This window comes from Amycolatopsis coloradensis, assembly GCF_001953865.1.
GTDB lineage: Bacteria > Actinomycetota > Actinomycetes > Mycobacteriales > Pseudonocardiaceae > Amycolatopsis > Amycolatopsis coloradensis.
On sequence record NZ_MQUQ01000018.1, the window covers coordinates 94,963 to 112,796 of the forward strand.

A 17,834-nucleotide genomic window follows, 5' to 3' on the forward strand; every position below is an offset into this window, starting at 1 on the left:
TCCCAGCGCTCGCCGACCGAACTTGGACCTGGAATGGCTCTGCCCGGCTTTCATGGCGCCGCGGTGGTGGTTACCCTCACCAGCCATTGAAGCCAGTCCCGGTCGGCAGGGTGCACGTAGCTCGTTTCTCGTGTCACTTCTGCCAGTGCCGCGGGGTCGAGCAGGCCGGCGGACGCCCGGGCCGCCGCGATGTCGAACAACCAGCGAGCGAAGGTGCCGTCAGGATCACCGCGGAGCGCGTCGACGAGTTCGGCGGAGAACCGCGTGGACTTGTCGGTGACACTGCGGGAACAGGACAACAGAAATCGGAGATACGGATCCGGATCTTCGGTGGCGGCGGCTCTCCATGCCGGGTCGCCCAGCCGGAGGAGCCCCTCCAGCGCGAGTCGTCGGACTGCAGGACACTCGTCCTTCGCGGACGACAGAAGCAGGCTTCTGACTTCTGGGGTCGCGTTCGACCACGCCAGGGCGGTTGACAGCGAAGCCGCCCGGACGATGTCGTGATGCGGCGAGTGCTCGCGCAGAACGGCCGAAGCCTCCGGATCCTCGCCCCACCAGGATGCCAAGAGCAGGAGGTCGCTGACATGTCGCACGGTGAGTAGCTCCGACCGATCGTGTTCTCCGGCGGACTTGCTCCCGCTGAGGCGCTCGTAGGCCATGTAGTGCAGCCATTCGAACGACGAACAGACGGCCCAGCCCAGGGCGTCACTTGTCCGGTCATCGACCGGCCAGCCGGAGACCAGTGCCTGGATGGCCGAGTTGTGAACCCTGATCTCCTGGTCTCGCGCGGCTTCGAACAGAGCCTCCTGAGTTTCCGGAGTGCGCCATAACGCGAGCAGATCGGCTGCGTTGCCCCAGTCCGTCCAATGCGGTTTACGCGTCGCTTCGCGCAGCATCGGAATCGTGACAGCGGCACCGGGGAGCATTCCCGCCGACAAGCGCGCGGCAGTCTGACGAACGTGCTGATTGTCGTCGTCGGTGGCCTTTGCCAGCGCCGACTTGGTTTCCGGCCAGCCCGGCCACCGACGTGTCAAGACTTCCAGGGCGTCCTGGCGGACCTGCCACGCCACCGACTCGGTCAGGTCCAGCACAACCCGCCTGGATCCCGGATCGTCCGGAACTCGCACGTCGGCGTTCCGGATCTGCTCGAGGGCGGCGAATCGCGGATCATCGATCCGTGCCTGGGCAGGAGACGGTTCGAGTTGTTCCCGCTTTCGAGTGCTCCTGGCGAATTCCACCACGGACAGGGTGACGTCCGTTTCCGCATCCGCCATCGCGGCTGCCGTCGCTGGATGCCTGGGCCAACCTGTCAGCAGGGCCTCCAAGGCTGTTTGCCGGTTGCCCGGACTATAGTCGCGACAGGCGGTTGTCAGAACGCGCAGTGTTCGTGGCTCGCCGGGCCAGTAGGTGGCGACCAGTCGGACCGCGGCGGACCGCACGGTCCATACAGGATCGCTGAGTGCTCGGACGGCGATGTCAAAGGATGAAGCGTCCTCGGGCTTGGCTTCGATGAGCAGTTCCAGCGCGGTCTGGCGCACCAGATAATGAAAGTCGTGCACAGAGTGTCGAATGATGTCGAGTGATGCGCTCGATCCGGGCCATCGTGCGACGTTCACCTCCAGGTTGACGAGGCGCACGCGATAGTTCGGGTGAGTTCCCGCGTTTCGCAGAATCGATCTCGCCTGTTGCTCTCCTACTGTCGACGTCAGGGCGAATTGCGTGAGCGACCGGACGCTGTCGCTGTTGTCGCTGATTCCGATACGGAAAAGATTCTCGGATTCGTCGGTGATCGAGGACAGGCGTGCCAGTCGTACCGCGCCCAACTGACGAGAGACGACGTCGAGGTGGCGAAGGTCTGCGGATCCGCATGCCTCGTCGAAGGCATCGCCGCCCGCCACGCCGCGTTGCAGTTCCCACGCTGCCACGGCCACTTCCGGATCACCGTCATGACGGGCTGCCTCCAGCAGTTCCCGGACCCGGCTGTCCTGTGGTCCGCTCGTGGCGAGATCGCGCAATACCTGTATCCGACGGTCAGGTTCCGGATCCCGTGCGCCGTCGGCCAAGGTGTCGAACATCGAATCCTCGTCCGCGTAGGCTCCCCGCAGAGCGGCGCCTGCCGCCCGTCGAACGTTGCGGTCCTCGTGGTGCAAGACCGCTTGTAGTCTTGTGACGGTCTCCGGATCCTCGTACCAGCGGACGCAGAGGGAGTCCAGGCCGAGCCGCCGGACGGACCAGTCGAGGTCGGTAGTGGCCGCGGTCGCGGCGCGGTGGACCATCGTGGCGTCCTGCTCGGTGACGATCAACGATTCGAGCGCGATGCGGCGTATCTCGTCCGACGAGTCGGTGAGCCCCCGTTCGCGTGCGTTGCTCGTCTCGGCATGGTCCGGCCAGGCCGCCAGCAACGCGGCCAAGCCGTGGAAGCGGACTTCTGAATCGTCGTCGCGCGAGAACCCGGCGATCAAGTCGATCGCATCAGGGAACTTCTCGCGTCGCGCGCTGATTATTTCAGCGGCCGCGAGGCGAACGTCCGGCTCGGGATCCTGTGTCGCGGACCGGACCGCGGACAGGACGTTCTCGTCGAACCCGGACCGTGCCGCGGTGTGCAAGGCCGCTCGGCGAAGCTTGGGGTTCCCGGTGGGTCCGTCGGCTTGACCACACGGCCGAACCGTATTCGCCGCGAGGGTGCAGGCCAGCGAAGCCGCCCATCGCCGTAGCTGGTAGTAAGGGTCGGTCAAGGCCGCGTCGACAAGGGTCGTGAGTTCCACGACCCCGGGCGCGAGACTCGCCAGTATGGTCGTTGCCGTGTAGCGCAAGGAGTCCGAGGGATCGCGGCGTCCGCGGTGCAACGCGCGAGCTGTGTCTGTCGCGTCGGGCCGACGCGCGGCGAGTGATTCCAAGGCCGTCCTGCGCAGCAACCAGGATCGGCTCCGGGCGACCCGGTGCAGGACTCGTACCGTTTCGGCTCGATCGCCCCAGAACCGCGCCGCGACTTCGACGGCCTGACGGCGGACGTTGTCCGTGGCGTCCTCGCACAACCGCAGTACGGCGGGGCGGAAGTCGGACAGCCGGGGTGTCACGCCTGACAGACTCCGCAGGGCAGCCGACCGGACGTCGGCACTGGGGTCGGCGATCCCACGGGCCAAGGCCGGGCCGTGGTATTCGGCGGAGTTCGACACCAACGCTTCGAGGGCGGCCCGCCGGGCGTCGGCGACCGGATCGTCGGCGACGATCGATTCCAAGATGGCGACGTACTCCGCCGCGTGGTTGATCGGGTCTGACCAGGCGGTCGAGGCGGCAACGAGCACATCGCCGTCGTGATCGGTCTGCGCGTGTTTCAAGGCGTCCAGGATCGCCGGGTCGTCACGCCATCGTTTGGCCATGGCCTGGACCGCCGCCAACCGTACGTTCGGATCACTGTCACGGACGGCGCGGCAGGCGATGTCGACGGACGCGGGATCTTCCGGCCACCGATCGGTCAGCAGCTCGACTGCTGTCTGCCGTACGTCCTCGTCGCTGTCCCGCGTCGCGACGAACACTCTGTCGAACACCGCGCGGTTCGTCGCGAAGCGGGCCACCACCAAGCGCAGGGCCGAGCGCCGCACCTGCCACGCCGGGTCGGAGCAGGCTTGGAGCAGAAGCGACATCGTGTCCTTCGGACCCGTGGATCCGGACGCCAGCGCGGTCATGGCCGCGCTGCGTACCGACTGACTGGAATCTCCCCGCATGACCGCGACCACGGTCGGCCACACGTTCGGCACCTTGGCGGCGTGTTGGGCCAGCGCGGCTACCGCCCGGCTGCGTACCTGATCGTCCACGTCCTTGGTGGCACGGAACATGACCTCGTGCACCCGCTCGTCGCCCGGCCAGTTGGCGACCAGGACATCGAGGCCGCTGCGGCGGACGAAGGGTTCCTCGTCGGAGAATCCCTCGATCACGAGTGGAAGGGTCTTCGGGTCGTTCTTCCAGGACTGGGCAATGCCCAGTAGCGCGGCCTCCCGCTGCTGTGGAATCCCGCTACGGGCTGTTTCGCACAGCAGACGGTGCACCTCATCGTCATGCGGGAACAGTGCGGCCAGGAAACGCGCGCCGAGCTTCGAGGCAGGGGGAATCGTGGCGTACTGGCCCCGCTGGACGAACCAGTCGCGGAAAGCGGAACGCCCTGGCCACGCGGAAACGGAATTCAGCGCGGGAAGGACAGTCTTTTCGAGATGTGCCTCACGCAGGTCGTCACCGAAGGACCGGGTAGGTGACTCGAGCAGCTCGATGATCGCTCGAAGCGTGCCTTCGGCCGCGCTGGCCGCGGCGTTCACGTTGCGGATCTCCGCGATGCACTGCGCGGCCAGGGCCGTCGTGGCGAGTGGCCGTCGATCCAACGCCGACGAACGATGCGTGCCGGTGCTGGTGAGCAGATGATCGACGAGCCGGGTCGCCACCACCGCGTCGACCATGCCGACGATCAACCGGAGCACTTCCGCCCAAGCCGGGTCCTCACTGCGCGGCAGGATGATCTGCTTGATCAGACCGTCTTCAGACAGGGTGCGGGTTTTTTCGAACCGGTTGACGATGTCGCCGGCACTGAAGAACTCCAGCAGGGCGCGGTGGACGAAGCCGTAGATTCCCGAACCGTACCGGGCGAAGATGAAGTTGCGTTCGCGTAGCTGCTTGACCATCGCCGTGCCGATCGCGGCCGCCTTCGCCGGCTCGTACCGGAAGCGGCCGACCAGGTAGCTTTCGATGTCCTTGAGAAGATCGGCTTCCAGCAGGCTGTTACCGGCGAATCCGTGGCTTCCCTGCTGCATCCGGATGGCGAGTTTGCGCAGCAGTTCCTTCTTGTCGTCCTCGCGGATGACGTCCGCGTCGATGTCCTCGTCGACCAGATGCTTGTTCACGTCCCAGTGCTGGACCAGCACTCCGGCGGCGTGATCGTAGACCTTCCAGCGCTCACGGGGCAGCTCCTGATGCTTGCCGATGATCGCGAGAATGGTCAGCAGCAGGGGGTTGCCCGCCAGCTCTCGAATGGGAGCGGAGTCGGTGATCGCCCGGGTGAGCCGCTCCCTGCGCATCTCGACCGCGGCCGGCCGGTCGTGCAAGGCGAGTCGGTACCAGCTGTGCAGGAAGGAATCGATCTTGTCGGCATCGAGGTCCTGCACCGTGTACTGCACGAAGCCCGCGCCACGGAAGACACGCGGCCGGTAACCGACGAGCCGGGAGGTCACGATCACCCGGACGGCGGGGAATTGCGCCGCGAACCCGACGATGCGCCGGGACACCGTCTCGCGTAACCGCAGTTCGAAGATCTCGTCCAGGCCGTCGAAGACGACCAGCGCGCGTCCGTCCTCGCGGAGGTAGGACTCGACCGTGTCCTGCTCGAGTCCCAGCCCGTCGGTGCGTTTGCGATAGTCCAGATAGCTGCCGAAGGTCTCGTATTCTTCACATTTTAGCGCGTAGTCGCGTAATTCGATGAGGATGGGCTGCAGGCCTTCGAGTGCGGCGAGAGCCGTTCCGGTGCGCTGTTCGGCCAGGGCCAGCACCAGGTACCGGGCGAGCGTCGACTTGCCAGCACCCGGATCGCCGAGCAGTACGCAGGTCCGGGCCAACGGCGAGGTGAGTCCGTCGAACGCGCCCCGGGCAGGCTGGCGCTGATACGAGTCGCGCGCCTGGTCCACGATTCGCCGGTCCAGCCCCCGGGGTAGCTCCGAATGTGCTGGATTCGCCGCTTCGGCGAGTTTGCGGAGCAGTTCCTTGGGCAGTTCGGTGTCCGGCATGTCTTCCCGGACGTCCGGCTCGACGAAGACATCCTTGAGGGCGATCTGCAAATGCTCGTCGCGGTCCGGAGGTGTCAGCGCTTGGAGGTCCAATCGGCGATATTCCTGGACCAAGCGCACGCAGTACGCCTCCCACGCGGCGTCCGTACCCGCGGTGAACCCGGTCCCGTCCCGCAAGTGTTTGCTCACCGCCTCGGCGACCTTGGCGCGGAGGTCGTCCACGGAGGCGAACGAGTCACACCCGTGTGCGTCGAGGACTTGTTCGCGGAACGCGTCGATTCGGGTGGAGTCCTTGTCCATGGCCGAACGAGGCCACGGCGCGTCGAGATCCAGCACGAACATCAACCGCGGAACTCCGGCCTCGCCCGCCGCGCGGTACTCGAGTTCGGTGATCGACCTGCTTTGACCGGCCGGTACGAAACCGTATCGCCAAGCCAGGACACCCACGTACAGGTCGGCCGAACGAACGTCATCCGTACACCGGTCAAGTGGTCGTTTCTCGCCGGCGGTGTACGTCTCCATGGCGATGTCGTCCAGGCCCATCCGTTGCAGGGCGACCCGGACCGCATGCCGACACTCCTGCAGATCCTGGTAGGTCGAAGACACGTAGACACGCGGAGCGTTCATGCGGGCTCGACGCGGCCGTGAGGTCGTATTTTTCCCATTGCTCCTACAGACGTCTGGCTGACGTGGTGCGATTGTCCGGGCGCTGGGCGTAGTCGGTCCGCGAGGTGGTCGCGTTACACGGGCCGATCCAGTGCCCGGCCACCACTGTGACCTGTGCTGCGCCGCAGCCGGGATTATCATCCGTACGGGGGAACGGTGCCACCGAAGCGTTGGAGGCGGATATTTCTATCGTCGGAGTGACCGGCCACCGGCAGTTGACCGCCGGAATCACCACACACCTGCGTGCCAAGATCGTCGCGGTGCTGGGCGAGCAACCCCGACCGTTGGTCGGTGTGACCAGCTTGGCCGACGGCGCCGACCAGCTGTTCGCCGCGTCCGTCCTGGAGCAAGGCGGGGCGGTGCACGTGGTGCTGCCCGCGGCGGGCTACGAAGCCACGGTGCGGGACAGCGAGAGCTACGGCAGGTTGTTGGCCGCTGCGGCCGAAGTCACCGTGCTGGACTTCGCCGAACCCGGCCCGGATGCGTACTCGGCGGCCGGCCGGTACATAGCCGACCATTGCGATCTCCTGGTCGCCATCTGGGACGGCGAGGCCCCACGCGGGCCGGGCGGAACCCATGCCGCGGTGACCTATGCCCTGAGGATCGGCCGCCCGGTCCGGGTCTGCTGGCCTGCCGAAGCCGTTCGGCCCTGAGTCACGACGTCGGACTGTGGATTCGGAGGATCTGGAATCCGGCGCCGGTCAGCACCGCCGGCAGCGCGCGGATGAAAATCCGGTTCTTTTCCCTGGCGGATTCCGGGAGTTCGTCCCAATCGAGGAGGTTGGGATGCATCTGCTCTTCCCGGTTCGGGCCGTGCACATATCCCTGTGCCCGGCGTTCTGCGACCCATCTGAGGTGCTCCAGCCGAGCCAGCCGCGCCACCTCGTCAGGCGCTGTTCGGAAGGCGAACGACGCCTTGTCGTCGAAGGCGGGGACCACGATGCACCCGATCGCGCTCAGTTTCTCCCCGATGTGTCTCGCCTGTGCCCGGTTGGCCTCCTTGAGGTCTTCGATGAGTTCTTCCCACGGTTCCATGGACGGGTTGTCCGACGGTGTGGCACCGTTCGCCGTGGCTTGCGCGATGTACTCGTCGTGCAGGGATCGTGCGATCTCCTCCACGGCGACACCGGCCTGGATCGCGTCCGGACGGCATGCTTCGTCCAAGGCACCGAAGATCCGCAACGACCCCGAAATGTCGTCGAACAGCCTGCCTCTCTCCCCATGAAACGCTTCGTCGAGTTCGGCCCCGTGATCGCCTACTCGAACCGTGACCTGGATCTGATGGTCACGTAGCACCCGCAAGACGGACAAGCCGATCTTGACGCCCGTGACGTCGTCACCGGCACATACGAACACCCGGTCCGCCGCTTCCAGCAGGTCCGCGTGCTCATCGACAAGCGAGGTCAACCGCGTCGACACACACCTGACGTCACAGACCGCGTCGAGCGACGGAAACCGGCGGTGGAGCAGCTCGACGAAGGCCGTCGCGTCCGGGCCCGCCACCGTGAGCACCAGCCGGGGCCGTCTTAGGTTGACGTGCACTCGCCAACGGCGAGCGAATTCGAGCGCGAGTGTCTGACCGAAGTCGTCCAGACCGGCGATGAGAACGTGTGGTGCCTTGCCGGTCGTGCCCATTTTGAGTGGATTGTTCTGCGCCAGTACCCGTGCGGCGATCTCGTCGGTGCTGAACAACACGAGCCGGAACCCCCGGTCCCCGGTGCGGCCCAGACCGCGAGCGAGCAAAGCGGCCCGCAGATCCCGGTCGGGCACCAGCGCGAAGCAGGTCAGTGGGGTTTGACGGTCCGCGGTGACAGCACGGACAGCGACCGCGATCGAGGTGTTGGCCACACTGCTGGACGACATCGCGTAGACGGTGTCCGCGTTCGCGGTTCCGGCGCCGCGCAGTACCGCCTGGCCCGTCGGATCCCCGACGACGATGGGGACCCTGATCCGACGGCACAGGCTCGTCGCCTCGTCGGTGGGACGCGGGTCGACGAGCACCACGGTCGTCCCCTGCCCGCGCATTCGGCTGACGAGCAACAACGCGTCTCCGCCGCTTCCGCACACCACGACATGACGCCGCGAAAGGCGCGCCCGCCACTGCTGCCTTTGGGCGGTGAAAACGGCGGCGATGAGCTCGATCACCGCCGACGCCGTCACGATGGGGCCGAGAAAGCGTGCGACGTTCAGCGCCAGCGGCATAGGCCCACCGCTCTTCACCGGCTCGGCCGCGACGAAGAACAGCTGGATGCTGTAGAAGAGCCGGTCGGGGAAGCTGCGGCCGAACTCCGGATGTGTCGGCAGATAAGCGGAGAAGCCGACCAGACCGAGTGCCACTGTCAGCGCCGCGAGGCCCCCGAACACGAGCAATCGGGCTCCCATCGAGGAGATCCGGCCGTCGGCGGACGTGCTGACGGTGCTGACCATGACCCTCTTCTCCCTGCGGCGGATGGTTCACCGCCTCTCGGCAAGCGACGGCTCACGTTACCGGACGAAGAAGCCCGGCGGTCCGTTTCACGTAGCCCTTGGTCGTTGCGGCAACGGCATTCGCCGGACCGATCAGGGTGCGAGCGGGAGGGGAAAGCGATCACGGACGGACAGCGATGAGCAGTACGCGTTCGACGCCTATATTTCTTACAGCCGCAGTGCGGACAAGGCGTTCGCGCCACGATTCCGGCAACGGGTGGAAGGCATCAAGGAGGTCCTCGCGTTCGCCCGCCGGTTGGTGGCTGGAGAACCGCTCCCCGGCCCGGATCCTGTTCCGTCCAACCCACGGAAACGTCGAGTGGGGTGGCGTCCGGTAGACGGCGCCAATGCTCCGCACCCGGTCCTCCGGAATCGGTCGACATCGAGCCGCGCTGGATCGACCTCCGGCGGTGCCCCAGTTCACGGGAACGAACGACACGTACGTTCTCTCGCTGATCGCCGGAGTGGCCGCTTCAAACGCCGCGACGCTTGAAGCGTGCCCGGTGGTTGGCGACGTTGACGCGGTTTCCGCACAACCCTGGCATGCAATAGCGACGCCGTCCGGGCCGTGTCGTGTCGATGAACGCGCCTTGGCAAGTAGGCGCGCTACACGCACGGAACCGTTCCGCGCCGAGAGTCCGGACAACGCCGAGTATCCCGACGCCACAGATCAGGGACAGCGCGTCTGACACCGAAGCGCCTGGCTGGAGCGAAACTGCCCAGCGTGGGGGGTTGTCGGCGAGGGTCACGCCACCGGCGGGCGAAGTGAGGGCGGAAGCACCGGTGATGAGGCGCGCCCGGTCCGGGTGATCGATCAAATCCCGCACCGTGGCGCGCAGCCGATGGACGGCCCGCAGATCACCGGGCCGGGTGGGCTCGGGCAGAGAGTGAAGGTCGGCGAAGGCGGCGAGATCGAGTAGGTGGTCTTCGCCATGCCAGACCTCAGGCGCGGTGTTGACCAGTTCGGTTGCGATGCCTGCCGCCCGGACGTAATCGTCCAACACTACTTGCATCCCTTACCGACCTCTCGTATTTTCTTGGTTAAAAACTACTTTAACCCTTACCAGGAGGTTGTCCGTGGAGATCGACGCGGTGGTGTTCGACATACTCGGCACGCTCGTCGACGAGCCCGCCGGGATTCGTGCGGCCGTCCGGCAGGCCGCACCGGACGCCGACGCGGATGAGCTGGTCGAGCGGTGGCTGGAGCACGTCGGAACCGAGCAGCGGCGCATCGTCGCGGGGGAGAGGCCGTACGTCGCGAGTGACGTCCTTGACCGCGAAGCAGCCCAATCGGATGCGCTCGCGACAGCGGGCCGAAGGATGCCGCCCTGGCCTGACACTGTCGAAGGACTAACGAGGCTTGCCGGGCAGTACCCGCTCATCGGTCTCTCCAACGCCAGCCGGACGACCCTGCTCCGGATGAACGCCTACGCGGGCCTCCGCTGGCATCAGGCGCTCTCCGCCGAGGAGGTGCGGAGCTACAAGCCGGATCCCGCCGTCTACGAACTGGCAGTCAAGGTGTCCGGTGCATCGCCGGAGCGGCTGCTGATGGTCGCCGCCCATGCCTGGGACCTGCGGGGTGCCCAGAGCGTCGGTCTCCGGACCGCGTACGTCGCCAGGCCCATCGGGGACCCGCCGTCGGCGACGGATCGGTTCGACTTCCATGCCGAGGACCTCGCCGATCTGGCCGTTCAGCTCGGAAAACACGGGACTTGATCAGAACTGTCGGTGCTTCCCGCTAGGTTCTTCCCAGTCCCCACCGAGGCACCCCGCAAGGAGAAGATGCGTTGTCAGACTGGGAAAGAGCCAGCACGGCCCGGGTGTTGCCACCTGCCCGCCCGCGCAAGCTCGCGAAGGTCCCGTTCGTCGAACTGGCCGACGGACGGGTGCAGGGCGTGGTGTCCAGCGGTTCGGACATCGGGCGGGTGTACGTCTCGTCGGTCGCGGCGGGCACCTATGAATTCGCCTGTAGTACCAACAACAACCGGCCTTGCGGCGGGGCGCGGGGCATGTTCTGCAAGCACATCCTCGCCTTGCTCAACGAAGCGGTACTTCAATACGGTGCCGAGCGTGTCGCGCGCTATTTGCGTGTGGAGCCGGACGAACTGACCGCCCAGGCCATTTCGCAGACCATGAGCGCGACCCGGCCGTCGCAGGGGGACAACACCGCGGCGGCGTCGGTGTTCAGCCAGTTCTTGCGGCACTTGGCATACCTGGAATTCGGACCGTCGACGGCGCCGGTGCCGGAACTGCAGTGGTTCCCGCCGACCAGGACGGTGGTGTGATGCGCACCGATCTGCTCACCGACCCCGTCGCCGGTCTCGACGAGGCGTTGGCGACCGTCGACGCCTTCGATCGAGTACTCGTCTCAGGGCTGCTTCGTCCTCAACAGATCGCCGGTCTGACCGAACTGGCCGACGCCGTCGCGGGGTCACCGCTGGCGGCGCGTGTCGCCGAGGCCGCCGAGAAGACCGCGGCCGGGGCTGCCGGGGAGGAACACTTCGTTTCCCTTGCCGCGGCGAGGATCGCGGTGTTCGGCTCGGTGCACGACGCCCTCGTCATCCGGGCCGCCGAAGCCACGGGCCGGCCGTCTGGAGAGGAAATCGTCCAAGCGGCCGCCGAGACGGAATCGCCGAATCTGCTGGCCGCCGCTCGTTCGTGGCTGTCCGATCTGGCCCGTGCCGGCTGGCAGAGCATCGACCACGACCTGATTTCGGCCTCGGCGCCGGTGATCTCCGCGCTGCTCGCGGAACCGGGCCTGCGTCGGCTGGCGGTCCTGCTCGACGGCTTCGCTGCCGAACTCGCGGCGTCCTGCCCCGGTGCGGCGCTGGAGCGCGTCCCCGTCCGGCGCTGGGACGACCTGTGGTCGCGCGGGATGTTGCTGACCGTGCCCGGCGTGGCGGCGACGCCCGCGATCGGCACCGTCACCGGCCGCCTGCTGCCGCTCGGGGTCGACCTGCTGGAGCATGCGACGGCCGCCCAGGCCCAGATCCATGCGGTGCTCGAACCGGACGACGGCACCGCGCCGCGTCTTGTGCGCGCGAGTGTGACCGTGCCGAAGCCGGACACGATCATCGGAGCCGGGATCTGGCAACTGCTGCGCCCACAGTTGTCCTTGCTCGCGGCGGTCGGTGAGGGGCGCTCGATGGACCTCGTCGACATGCCGGTGACCGCGGAAGGCGATCTTCTCTGGCAGGACGAGTTCGCCCGTCTTGGCGAGCCCGCGGACGCGTTCGCCACCGCGCGGGTCATCCTGCCGAAGGCCATCACGCCGCCGGTGACGCCGTTGGACCGGCATCCGGCGCGTATCGCCGTGCCCGTCTTCCTCGAGGGCTACAGCACTGAGGGCGACGAAGACGCGCTCACGTTCACCTTCGCCGGGAATCACCTCGCCGTCGAGACGGATCGCATTCCCGCCGCCGGTCCGCTGACCCCGAAGGCGGTCGTAGGCTCCAGCGCGTGCATCGGCCTGCTCCGATGGGACGGCGGTTTCCGGCTCCAGCCGCTCGCCGTCGAGACCACCGTGCGCAAGAAGACCACCGCCGTGCACGCCGGGGCGTGGGCCGGGGGGACCACGGACAAGGCCGGGGTGAAAGCCGAAAAGGCGGCCACCGACGCCGCGGCCGTGCTGCGTGAACGTGCCGGAAGGCTGTTGCGGAAATGACCGAACCCGAGGACAACCGCCGCCAGGTCCTGTACTGGCGGCTGCTCGCCCGGCTCTTCGACAACGACGAGCAGGCCGCGCTCGAATCGGCGAGCGTGGCCGTGGTCGAGGACATCGGCCTGCCGTCCGCGTTGCTGGACCCGAACGTCGCCGTCGACTCGATCGTCCAGCGTCATCCCGAACTGGCCGCCGAGTTCGACGGGCTGATGGTTCCCGAAGCGGAGGACAGCCGGGACAAGGCCGCGGAAGTACGGCGCGCGGCGCTCGTGTCGAAGGTGCTCCTCAACGTCTTCGCTCCGGCGCCCCCTACGGTGACCGCGGGCCAGCTGTCCTGCTGGCAGGCCGACGCGGGCTGGCTCGAGCGCTCGCTGGGATGCCGTCCGGGGGAACTGCGTGGCGGACGTCCCGGCGGGGCGCCGACCGGGCTCGGCGGCACCGGCGGGGGCGGTGCTCCCGACCTGAGCACGCTGCTCCCGGCGATCGGCCCCGAACTCGGCGCCATCGAGGCGGACCTCGTCAAGCGGATGCGTCTGCGTGAGGTTCTCGCCGATCCGGCGCTCGCGGCGAAGCTGAGCCCGAGCATGTCACTCATCGAACAGTTGCTGCGGGACAAGGACAACCTGTCCGGAGTGGCGCTGGCCAACGCCAAATCGCTGATCCGCCGCTACGTCGACGAGATCGCGGAGGTCCTGCGGACTCAGGTCGAGAAGGCCTCGACGGGCAAGGTGGACCGCTCGGTCCCGCCCAAGCGCGTGTTCCGCAACCTCGACCTCGATCGCACCATCTGGAAGAACCTCACCAACTGGAGCCCGGAAGAGGAACGGCTCTACGTCGATCGCCTCTACTACAAGCAGACCGCGAAGAAGACCACGCCGCAGCGGCTCATCGCGGTCGTCGACCAGTCCGGTTCCATGGTCGACTCGATGGTCAACTGCGCCGTGCTGGCCTCGATCTTCGCCGGACTGCCCAAAGTGGACGTTCACCTGATCGCCTACGACACCCAGGCACTCGACCTCACGCCGTGGGTGCACGATCCCTTCGAAACCCTGCTGCGCACCAATCTCGGCGGCGGCAACGACGGCATGGTCGCGATGGCGCTCACCCAGCCGAAGATCACCGAGCCCGCCAACACCGTGGTGGTGTGGATCTCCGACTTCTACGAGACCCGCGTCGAGCAGCTCTTCGAAAGCATGGCCGCGATCCACCGGTCCGGGGCGAAGTTCATCCCGGTCGGTTCGGTCACCAGCGCCGGCCGAGGCAGCGTGAACCCGTGGTTCCGCGAGCGCTTCAAAGACCTCGGCACCCCGGTGATCTCCGGCCACATCACCAAGCTCGTCCACGAACTCAAGACCTTCCTCACCTCCTGAACTTTTCTCGAAAGGCACGACATGTCCGACGTCCTGCGCGCCCCCGCCGAACTCAAGTACGCCGAAGAGCTGGACTGGCTGGAGTCGATCGACGACAGCCCCAAACCGTTCGCCTGGCGCCTGTCCCCGAAGATGGTGCGCCTGTTCGTCCTCGGCGCCGAGCGCGCCGACGGCCTCGACCGCGAGATCTCGCAGAAATGGTTCGGCGATCGGAGCATCGTCGAACGAGCCATCGTCACGCTCGCCTCCGACCGCGGGCTGCTGCTGATCGGCGACCCCGGCACCGGCAAGAGCTGGCTCGCCGAACTTTTGGCCGCGGCGATCTCCCGCAACTCCACGCTCGTCGTGCAGGGGACCGCGGGCACCACCGAGGACCACATCAAGTACTCGTGGAACGTCTCCATGGTCATCGCCAAGGGCCAGTCCCGCGAATCGATGATCCCGTCGCCGATCATGACCGCGATGGAGGCGGGCTCCATCGGTCGTTTCGAGGAGCTGACCCGCTCCACCAGCGACGTGCAGGACGCGCTGATCTCGATCCTGTCCGAGAAGTACATCTCGGTCCCGGAACTGGACAGCGACGGCATCGTCTTCGCCAAACCCGGTTTCTCCGTGATCGCCACCGCCAACAGCCGCGACCGCGGTGTCAACGACCTGTCGTCCGCGCTCAAGCGCCGGTTCAACTTCGTCCGCATCCCGGTGGTGACGAACAAGAAGAGCGAGGCGGAGATCGTCCGCTTCCGTACCGAGGAACTCCTTCGCCGCCACCAGATCGAGCTGGACGTGCCGCCGACACTGCTCGACGTGCTCCTGCGCAGCTTCGGCGACCTGCGTGCCGCGGCTGCGTCGGCGGGCAGCGACGACGAGAAGCTGGAGTCCGCGTTGTCGACGGCCGAACAGATCGGCGTCCTCGAAGACGCGGTACTGCACAGCAACTTCTTCGGAGAACGCGCGCTGACGGCCCGCGCGCTGGCGTCCTCACTCGTCGGCTCGCTCGCCCGTCGTGAGCCGGAGGACCTGGCGATTCTCAACAAGTACCTGCACGGCGTCGTCGAGCCGCGCAGCAAGGACGAGGGCGGAGACTGGCCGGAGTTCCTCGACGGCGGCCGCGACGCGATCGCCACCCTCTCGTGAGCGGCGCCTTCGAGGCGCTGCGCGGTCAGTTGCAGGAGGCCGCGGCAGTCTTCGCCGACGGACCCGGTGCTCTGGAGGGCATCCTGCTCGGACTGGTCGACGACGTCGACCGCGCGGTGCGGGAGCCTTTGGAGATCTTTCCGGTCTGCCACCATTCCCCGGCTTCGGCCGTGGCGATGGCACGGCGGTTGCGGGAGAAACAGCCGAAGGTGGTCTACCTCGAACTGTGCGAGGACATGGCGCCACTGCTGACCGAGCTGCGTAACTGCCGTCTCCCGGTGGCCGTCCAGGCTTTCGCGACGGACGTGAAGGGATTCCCCGCGGAGTGGGCGCCGCTCTCGGTGGTCGCGCCGATCACCGAGGCCTCGGCCGAGTACCAGGCGATCGCGTACGCCCTCGACACCCCGGGTGTCGAACTCGTCCTCGTCGACCGCTCGGCCGACCACGTCTTCCAAGGGGACGAGCGCGAGCCCCAAGCGGATCCGGACACGCCGCCCGCCGAGGAAGAGGCGGCGCTGCACGGCGACGCGATCGGCGTCGAGATCGGTGACCTACGGCCCCGCTTCGCCGAACTCGAGGAGCACCTGCTGCGTCACGGGCGGGTGCGGCACTGGTCGGAATGGTGGCACCAGTACGTCGAGCTGCCGCTCGGCGAGGGTGACCATGAAACCTATCGCCAGGTCATGTTCCTGATCGGCAGCCTGTTCCGCCGGCTCGCCCCCGGGGACACCCGCCGCGTGCGGGTGGACGAGGACCGTGAACGCTACATGTGGACCCGGATGCGCGAGCACCTCGCCGCTTCGGGCGCCGATCCCGCGGACTGCCTCTACGTCTGCGGCGCGTTCCACGCGGCCAGCCGGGTCGCGGAGTTCGGCGTCGAGGGCACGGACGGGTTCGTGATCAGCCCGCGCAGCGGGAGCACCTGGCAGTACGGGCTGATCCCATCGAGCCACGCGTCGATCGAGACGCAGTTCGGCCTCGCCGGGGGATCGGTGTCGATCGCCGCGACCGAGTGGGCGAAGAACCTCAAGCGCACCAAGGTCAAGCAGTTCCAGCTGGAAGGACAGGTGGGCGGGCCGAAGCGAAAGAAGGCCGCTGAGCTGCCCGCGCCCACGTCGGATCCGGCGTCGTCGGATCATCTTTCCGGTTTCCTGCAACGGCCTCCGGTCCTGGACCGGCTGGACGAGGCCGAACTGCTCGGCTGGTCGGTCGAGGTCGTGCGGGCGGCGCGCCGCAACGGGTACCTGTCGTCGACGGCCGACGCCATCGCGGTGTTCGAGACCTCGATCCTGCTGGCGGGCTTGCGCGATCGGGCGAAACCCACGCCGTACGACTTCCAGGACGCGGCGGTCACCTGCATCGAGAAGGACGTCGTGCCGGGCAGGCGAGACGTGCGCCGCATCGTCGAAATCATGATGGGCGGCGATCGGATCGGCCAAGTCGGTTACGACGCGTTGCCGCCGCTGGCGCGCGACGTGCACGACAGGCTCGAACCGCTGAACCTCAAGTTGCAGCAACGTGGGGTGCAGCGGGCGTTGCTCGACATCGCTTCCCGACCGGAGCTCGAGCCTTGCTCCGATCTGCTGTGGATGCTCCGGTACCTGATGCCGCACGGCGCGGCGCGGCCGATCATGGGGGAGCGGCGGCTCGGTGAGCGGCCGATCCAGGAGTCATGGGATCTGGCGCTGGGCACCCACCAGCGTGCGCTCATCGAGCTGGGTTACGAGGGTGTCAGCATCGAACAGGTGCTGGAACAACGGCTCCGGCGGGCCGCGTACCACCCGCGGGCCACCGCGGCGAAGGTGCTCGGAGCCGTCGAAGACGCGACGCTCTATCTGCGCAGCGCCCGGCTGGCGGGGGAGCTGGGCACGCGTGCCCTGGAGGTCCTGGCCACCGAACGCAGCGTCGACGGAGCGCCGGAGGTCCTGCGGCGGGTGCGGAGGCTGCTCGCGCATTACCGGACCAGCGAGCCGGTACTGCCTCGGTGGATCGAGGACTTCGTCAGGACGGGGTACGCGCATTACTGCACCCTGCTTCCGGCGGCTTTCACCGACGAGGAGGCCGGTGTCGAGCAGGTCGCCGCGATGCTGGGCTTCCTGTTCAGCATGGAGGCGCTCGCCCTGTCGCTGGGATGCGACCGGACCCAGCTGGAGTTGGCGATCGCCGGATCACATCCGCAGGAGCCGTCGAAGGTCGCGCTGCTGTGGGCGGCCCAGGTGCAGCTCGGCCGGCTCTCTCGCGCGGAACTGAGGGAGCGGTGCGCCACTCTGCTGGCGAACCCGTTGGTGCTGCCCGCGTATCCGCGCTACCTGAGTGGTTTCGTCCACGCGCTGGAACCAGCGCCAGGGCTGGCTGACTTCGTCGTCGAGGCGGTGTCGAACGCCTTCGCCGAGCTTCCGGACAGGTTGCTGCTGCCGTGGCTGCCGACGTTGATCACCACGCTGCGCTCGCGCGGGGCGGAACTCGTTCCGCTGCTCGTCCGTGAAGCCGGACGGGTCTTCCCCGGCCGTCTCGCGGCGCTCGACGCCTGGGTCCCGCCCTGGAAGAACCAGCCGGAATCCCTTACCGCATCGAGGAAGCCGGGCGGGAACGGCTTGCCGCTCCTGGCCGCGCATCCGGCGACCTGTGACGCGGTGGCGAACCTGCTGGGCTGTGACGAACCGTGGGGGAGCACCGCCCCGGCAGGCCTGGCGCTGCTTGAGCGGTATCCGGACTCCGCGGTGGCGTTGGAGGAGGTGCTCATCGGCGTGTGACCTTCGGGGGCGGTCGCCG

At 67.4% G+C, this 17,834-nt stretch carries 10 protein-coding genes; 7 read left to right on the top strand and 3 right to left on the bottom strand.

Translation table 11 applies throughout. From position 1 onward, the window contains the following. Positions 1 to 50: 50 nt before the first annotated feature. Positions 51 to 6,392 (bottom strand): HEAT repeat domain-containing protein, encoded by a 6,342-nt coding sequence (locus tag BS329_RS31090; protein ID WP_076165177.1) that lies wholly within the window; start codon positions 6,390 to 6,392, stop codon positions 51 to 53. Between the two features lie 236 nt (positions 6,393 to 6,628). On the opposite strand from BS329_RS31090, the gene BS329_RS31095 reads away from it, so the two are divergent. Beyond that, positions 6,629 to 7,084: a hypothetical protein gene (locus BS329_RS31095; RefSeq protein WP_244197362.1), complete on the top strand. Its 456-nt coding sequence runs from the start codon at positions 6,629 to 6,631 to the stop codon at positions 7,082 to 7,084. A 1-nt stretch (position 7,085) separates the two neighbouring features. Here the strand turns inward: BS329_RS31095 and BS329_RS31100 are convergent, their stop codons facing one another. Next, positions 7,086 to 8,858: an NAD-binding protein gene (locus BS329_RS31100; RefSeq protein WP_076165179.1), complete on the bottom strand. Its 1,773-nt coding sequence runs from the start codon at positions 8,856 to 8,858 to the stop codon at positions 7,086 to 7,088. A gap of 512 nt (positions 8,859 to 9,370) precedes the next feature. Continuing rightward, positions 9,371 to 9,910 carry a CGNR zinc finger domain-containing protein gene (locus tag BS329_RS31105; protein WP_076165181.1) on the bottom strand — a complete coding sequence of 180 codons (540 nt, stop codon included), beginning with the start codon at positions 9,908 to 9,910 and terminating at the stop codon, positions 9,371 to 9,373. 64 nt (positions 9,911 to 9,974) lie between these two features. Here BS329_RS31105 and BS329_RS31110 point away from each other — a divergent pair, with 64 nt between their 5' ends. The 6 genes from BS329_RS31110 (at position 9,975) to BS329_RS31135 (ending at position 17,815) form a co-directional block, all read left to right on the top strand. After that, the gene (locus BS329_RS31110; protein ID WP_076165182.1) at positions 9,975 to 10,613 is read left to right on the top strand and encodes a haloacid dehalogenase type II; all 639 of its coding nucleotides are present in this window, start codon (positions 9,975 to 9,977) and stop codon (positions 10,611 to 10,613) included. 71 nt (positions 10,614 to 10,684) lie between these two features. Further along, positions 10,685 to 11,182: a hypothetical protein gene (locus BS329_RS31115; RefSeq protein WP_076165184.1), complete on the top strand. Its 498-nt coding sequence runs from the start codon at positions 10,685 to 10,687 to the stop codon at positions 11,180 to 11,182. Then, complete coding sequence (locus BS329_RS31120) at positions 11,182 to 12,561, top strand: hypothetical protein (protein WP_244197363.1); 1,380 nt, start codon at positions 11,182 to 11,184, stop codon at positions 12,559 to 12,561. The genes BS329_RS31115 and BS329_RS31120 overlap by 1 nt, the downstream gene beginning before the upstream one ends. Next, positions 12,558 to 13,928 carry a VWA domain-containing protein gene (locus BS329_RS31125; protein WP_076165188.1) on the top strand — a complete coding sequence of 457 codons (1,371 nt, stop codon included), beginning with the start codon at positions 12,558 to 12,560 and terminating at the stop codon, positions 13,926 to 13,928. The genes BS329_RS31120 and BS329_RS31125 overlap by 4 nt, the downstream gene beginning before the upstream one ends. Positions 13,929 to 13,949: 21 nt before the next feature. Further along, positions 13,950 to 15,062 carry an ATP-binding protein gene (locus BS329_RS31130; RefSeq protein WP_076165189.1) on the top strand — a complete coding sequence of 371 codons (1,113 nt, stop codon included), beginning with the start codon at positions 13,950 to 13,952 and terminating at the stop codon, positions 15,060 to 15,062. Then, positions 15,059 to 17,815, top strand: a complete 2,757-nt coding sequence (locus BS329_RS31135) for a DUF5682 family protein (RefSeq protein WP_076165191.1) — start codon at positions 15,059 to 15,061, stop codon at positions 17,813 to 17,815. Before BS329_RS31130 ends, BS329_RS31135 begins: the two co-directional genes overlap by 4 nt. Positions 17,816 to 17,834 lie beyond the last annotated feature (19 nt).

Bases quoted from the DNA above. Each gene is read 5' to 3' on its own strand.
- BS329_RS31090 (WP_076165177.1), bottom strand. From the start codon at position 6,392: ATGAACGCTCCGCGTGTCTACGTGTCTTCGACCTACCAGGATCTGCAG.
- BS329_RS31100 (WP_076165179.1), bottom strand. From the start codon at position 8,858: ATGGTCAGCACCGTCAGCACGTCCGCCGACGGCCGGATCTCCTCGATG.
- BS329_RS31105 (WP_076165181.1), bottom strand. From the start codon at position 9,910: ATGCAAGTAGTGTTGGACGATTACGTCCGGGCGGCAGGCATCGCAACC.
- BS329_RS31120 (WP_244197363.1), top strand. From the start codon at position 11,182: ATGCGCACCGATCTGCTCACCGACCCCGTCGCCGGTCTCGACGAGGCG.
- BS329_RS31125 (WP_076165188.1), top strand. From the start codon at position 12,558: ATGACCGAACCCGAGGACAACCGCCGCCAGGTCCTGTACTGGCGGCTG.
- BS329_RS31130 (WP_076165189.1), top strand. From the start codon at position 13,950: ATGTCCGACGTCCTGCGCGCCCCCGCCGAACTCAAGTACGCCGAAGAG.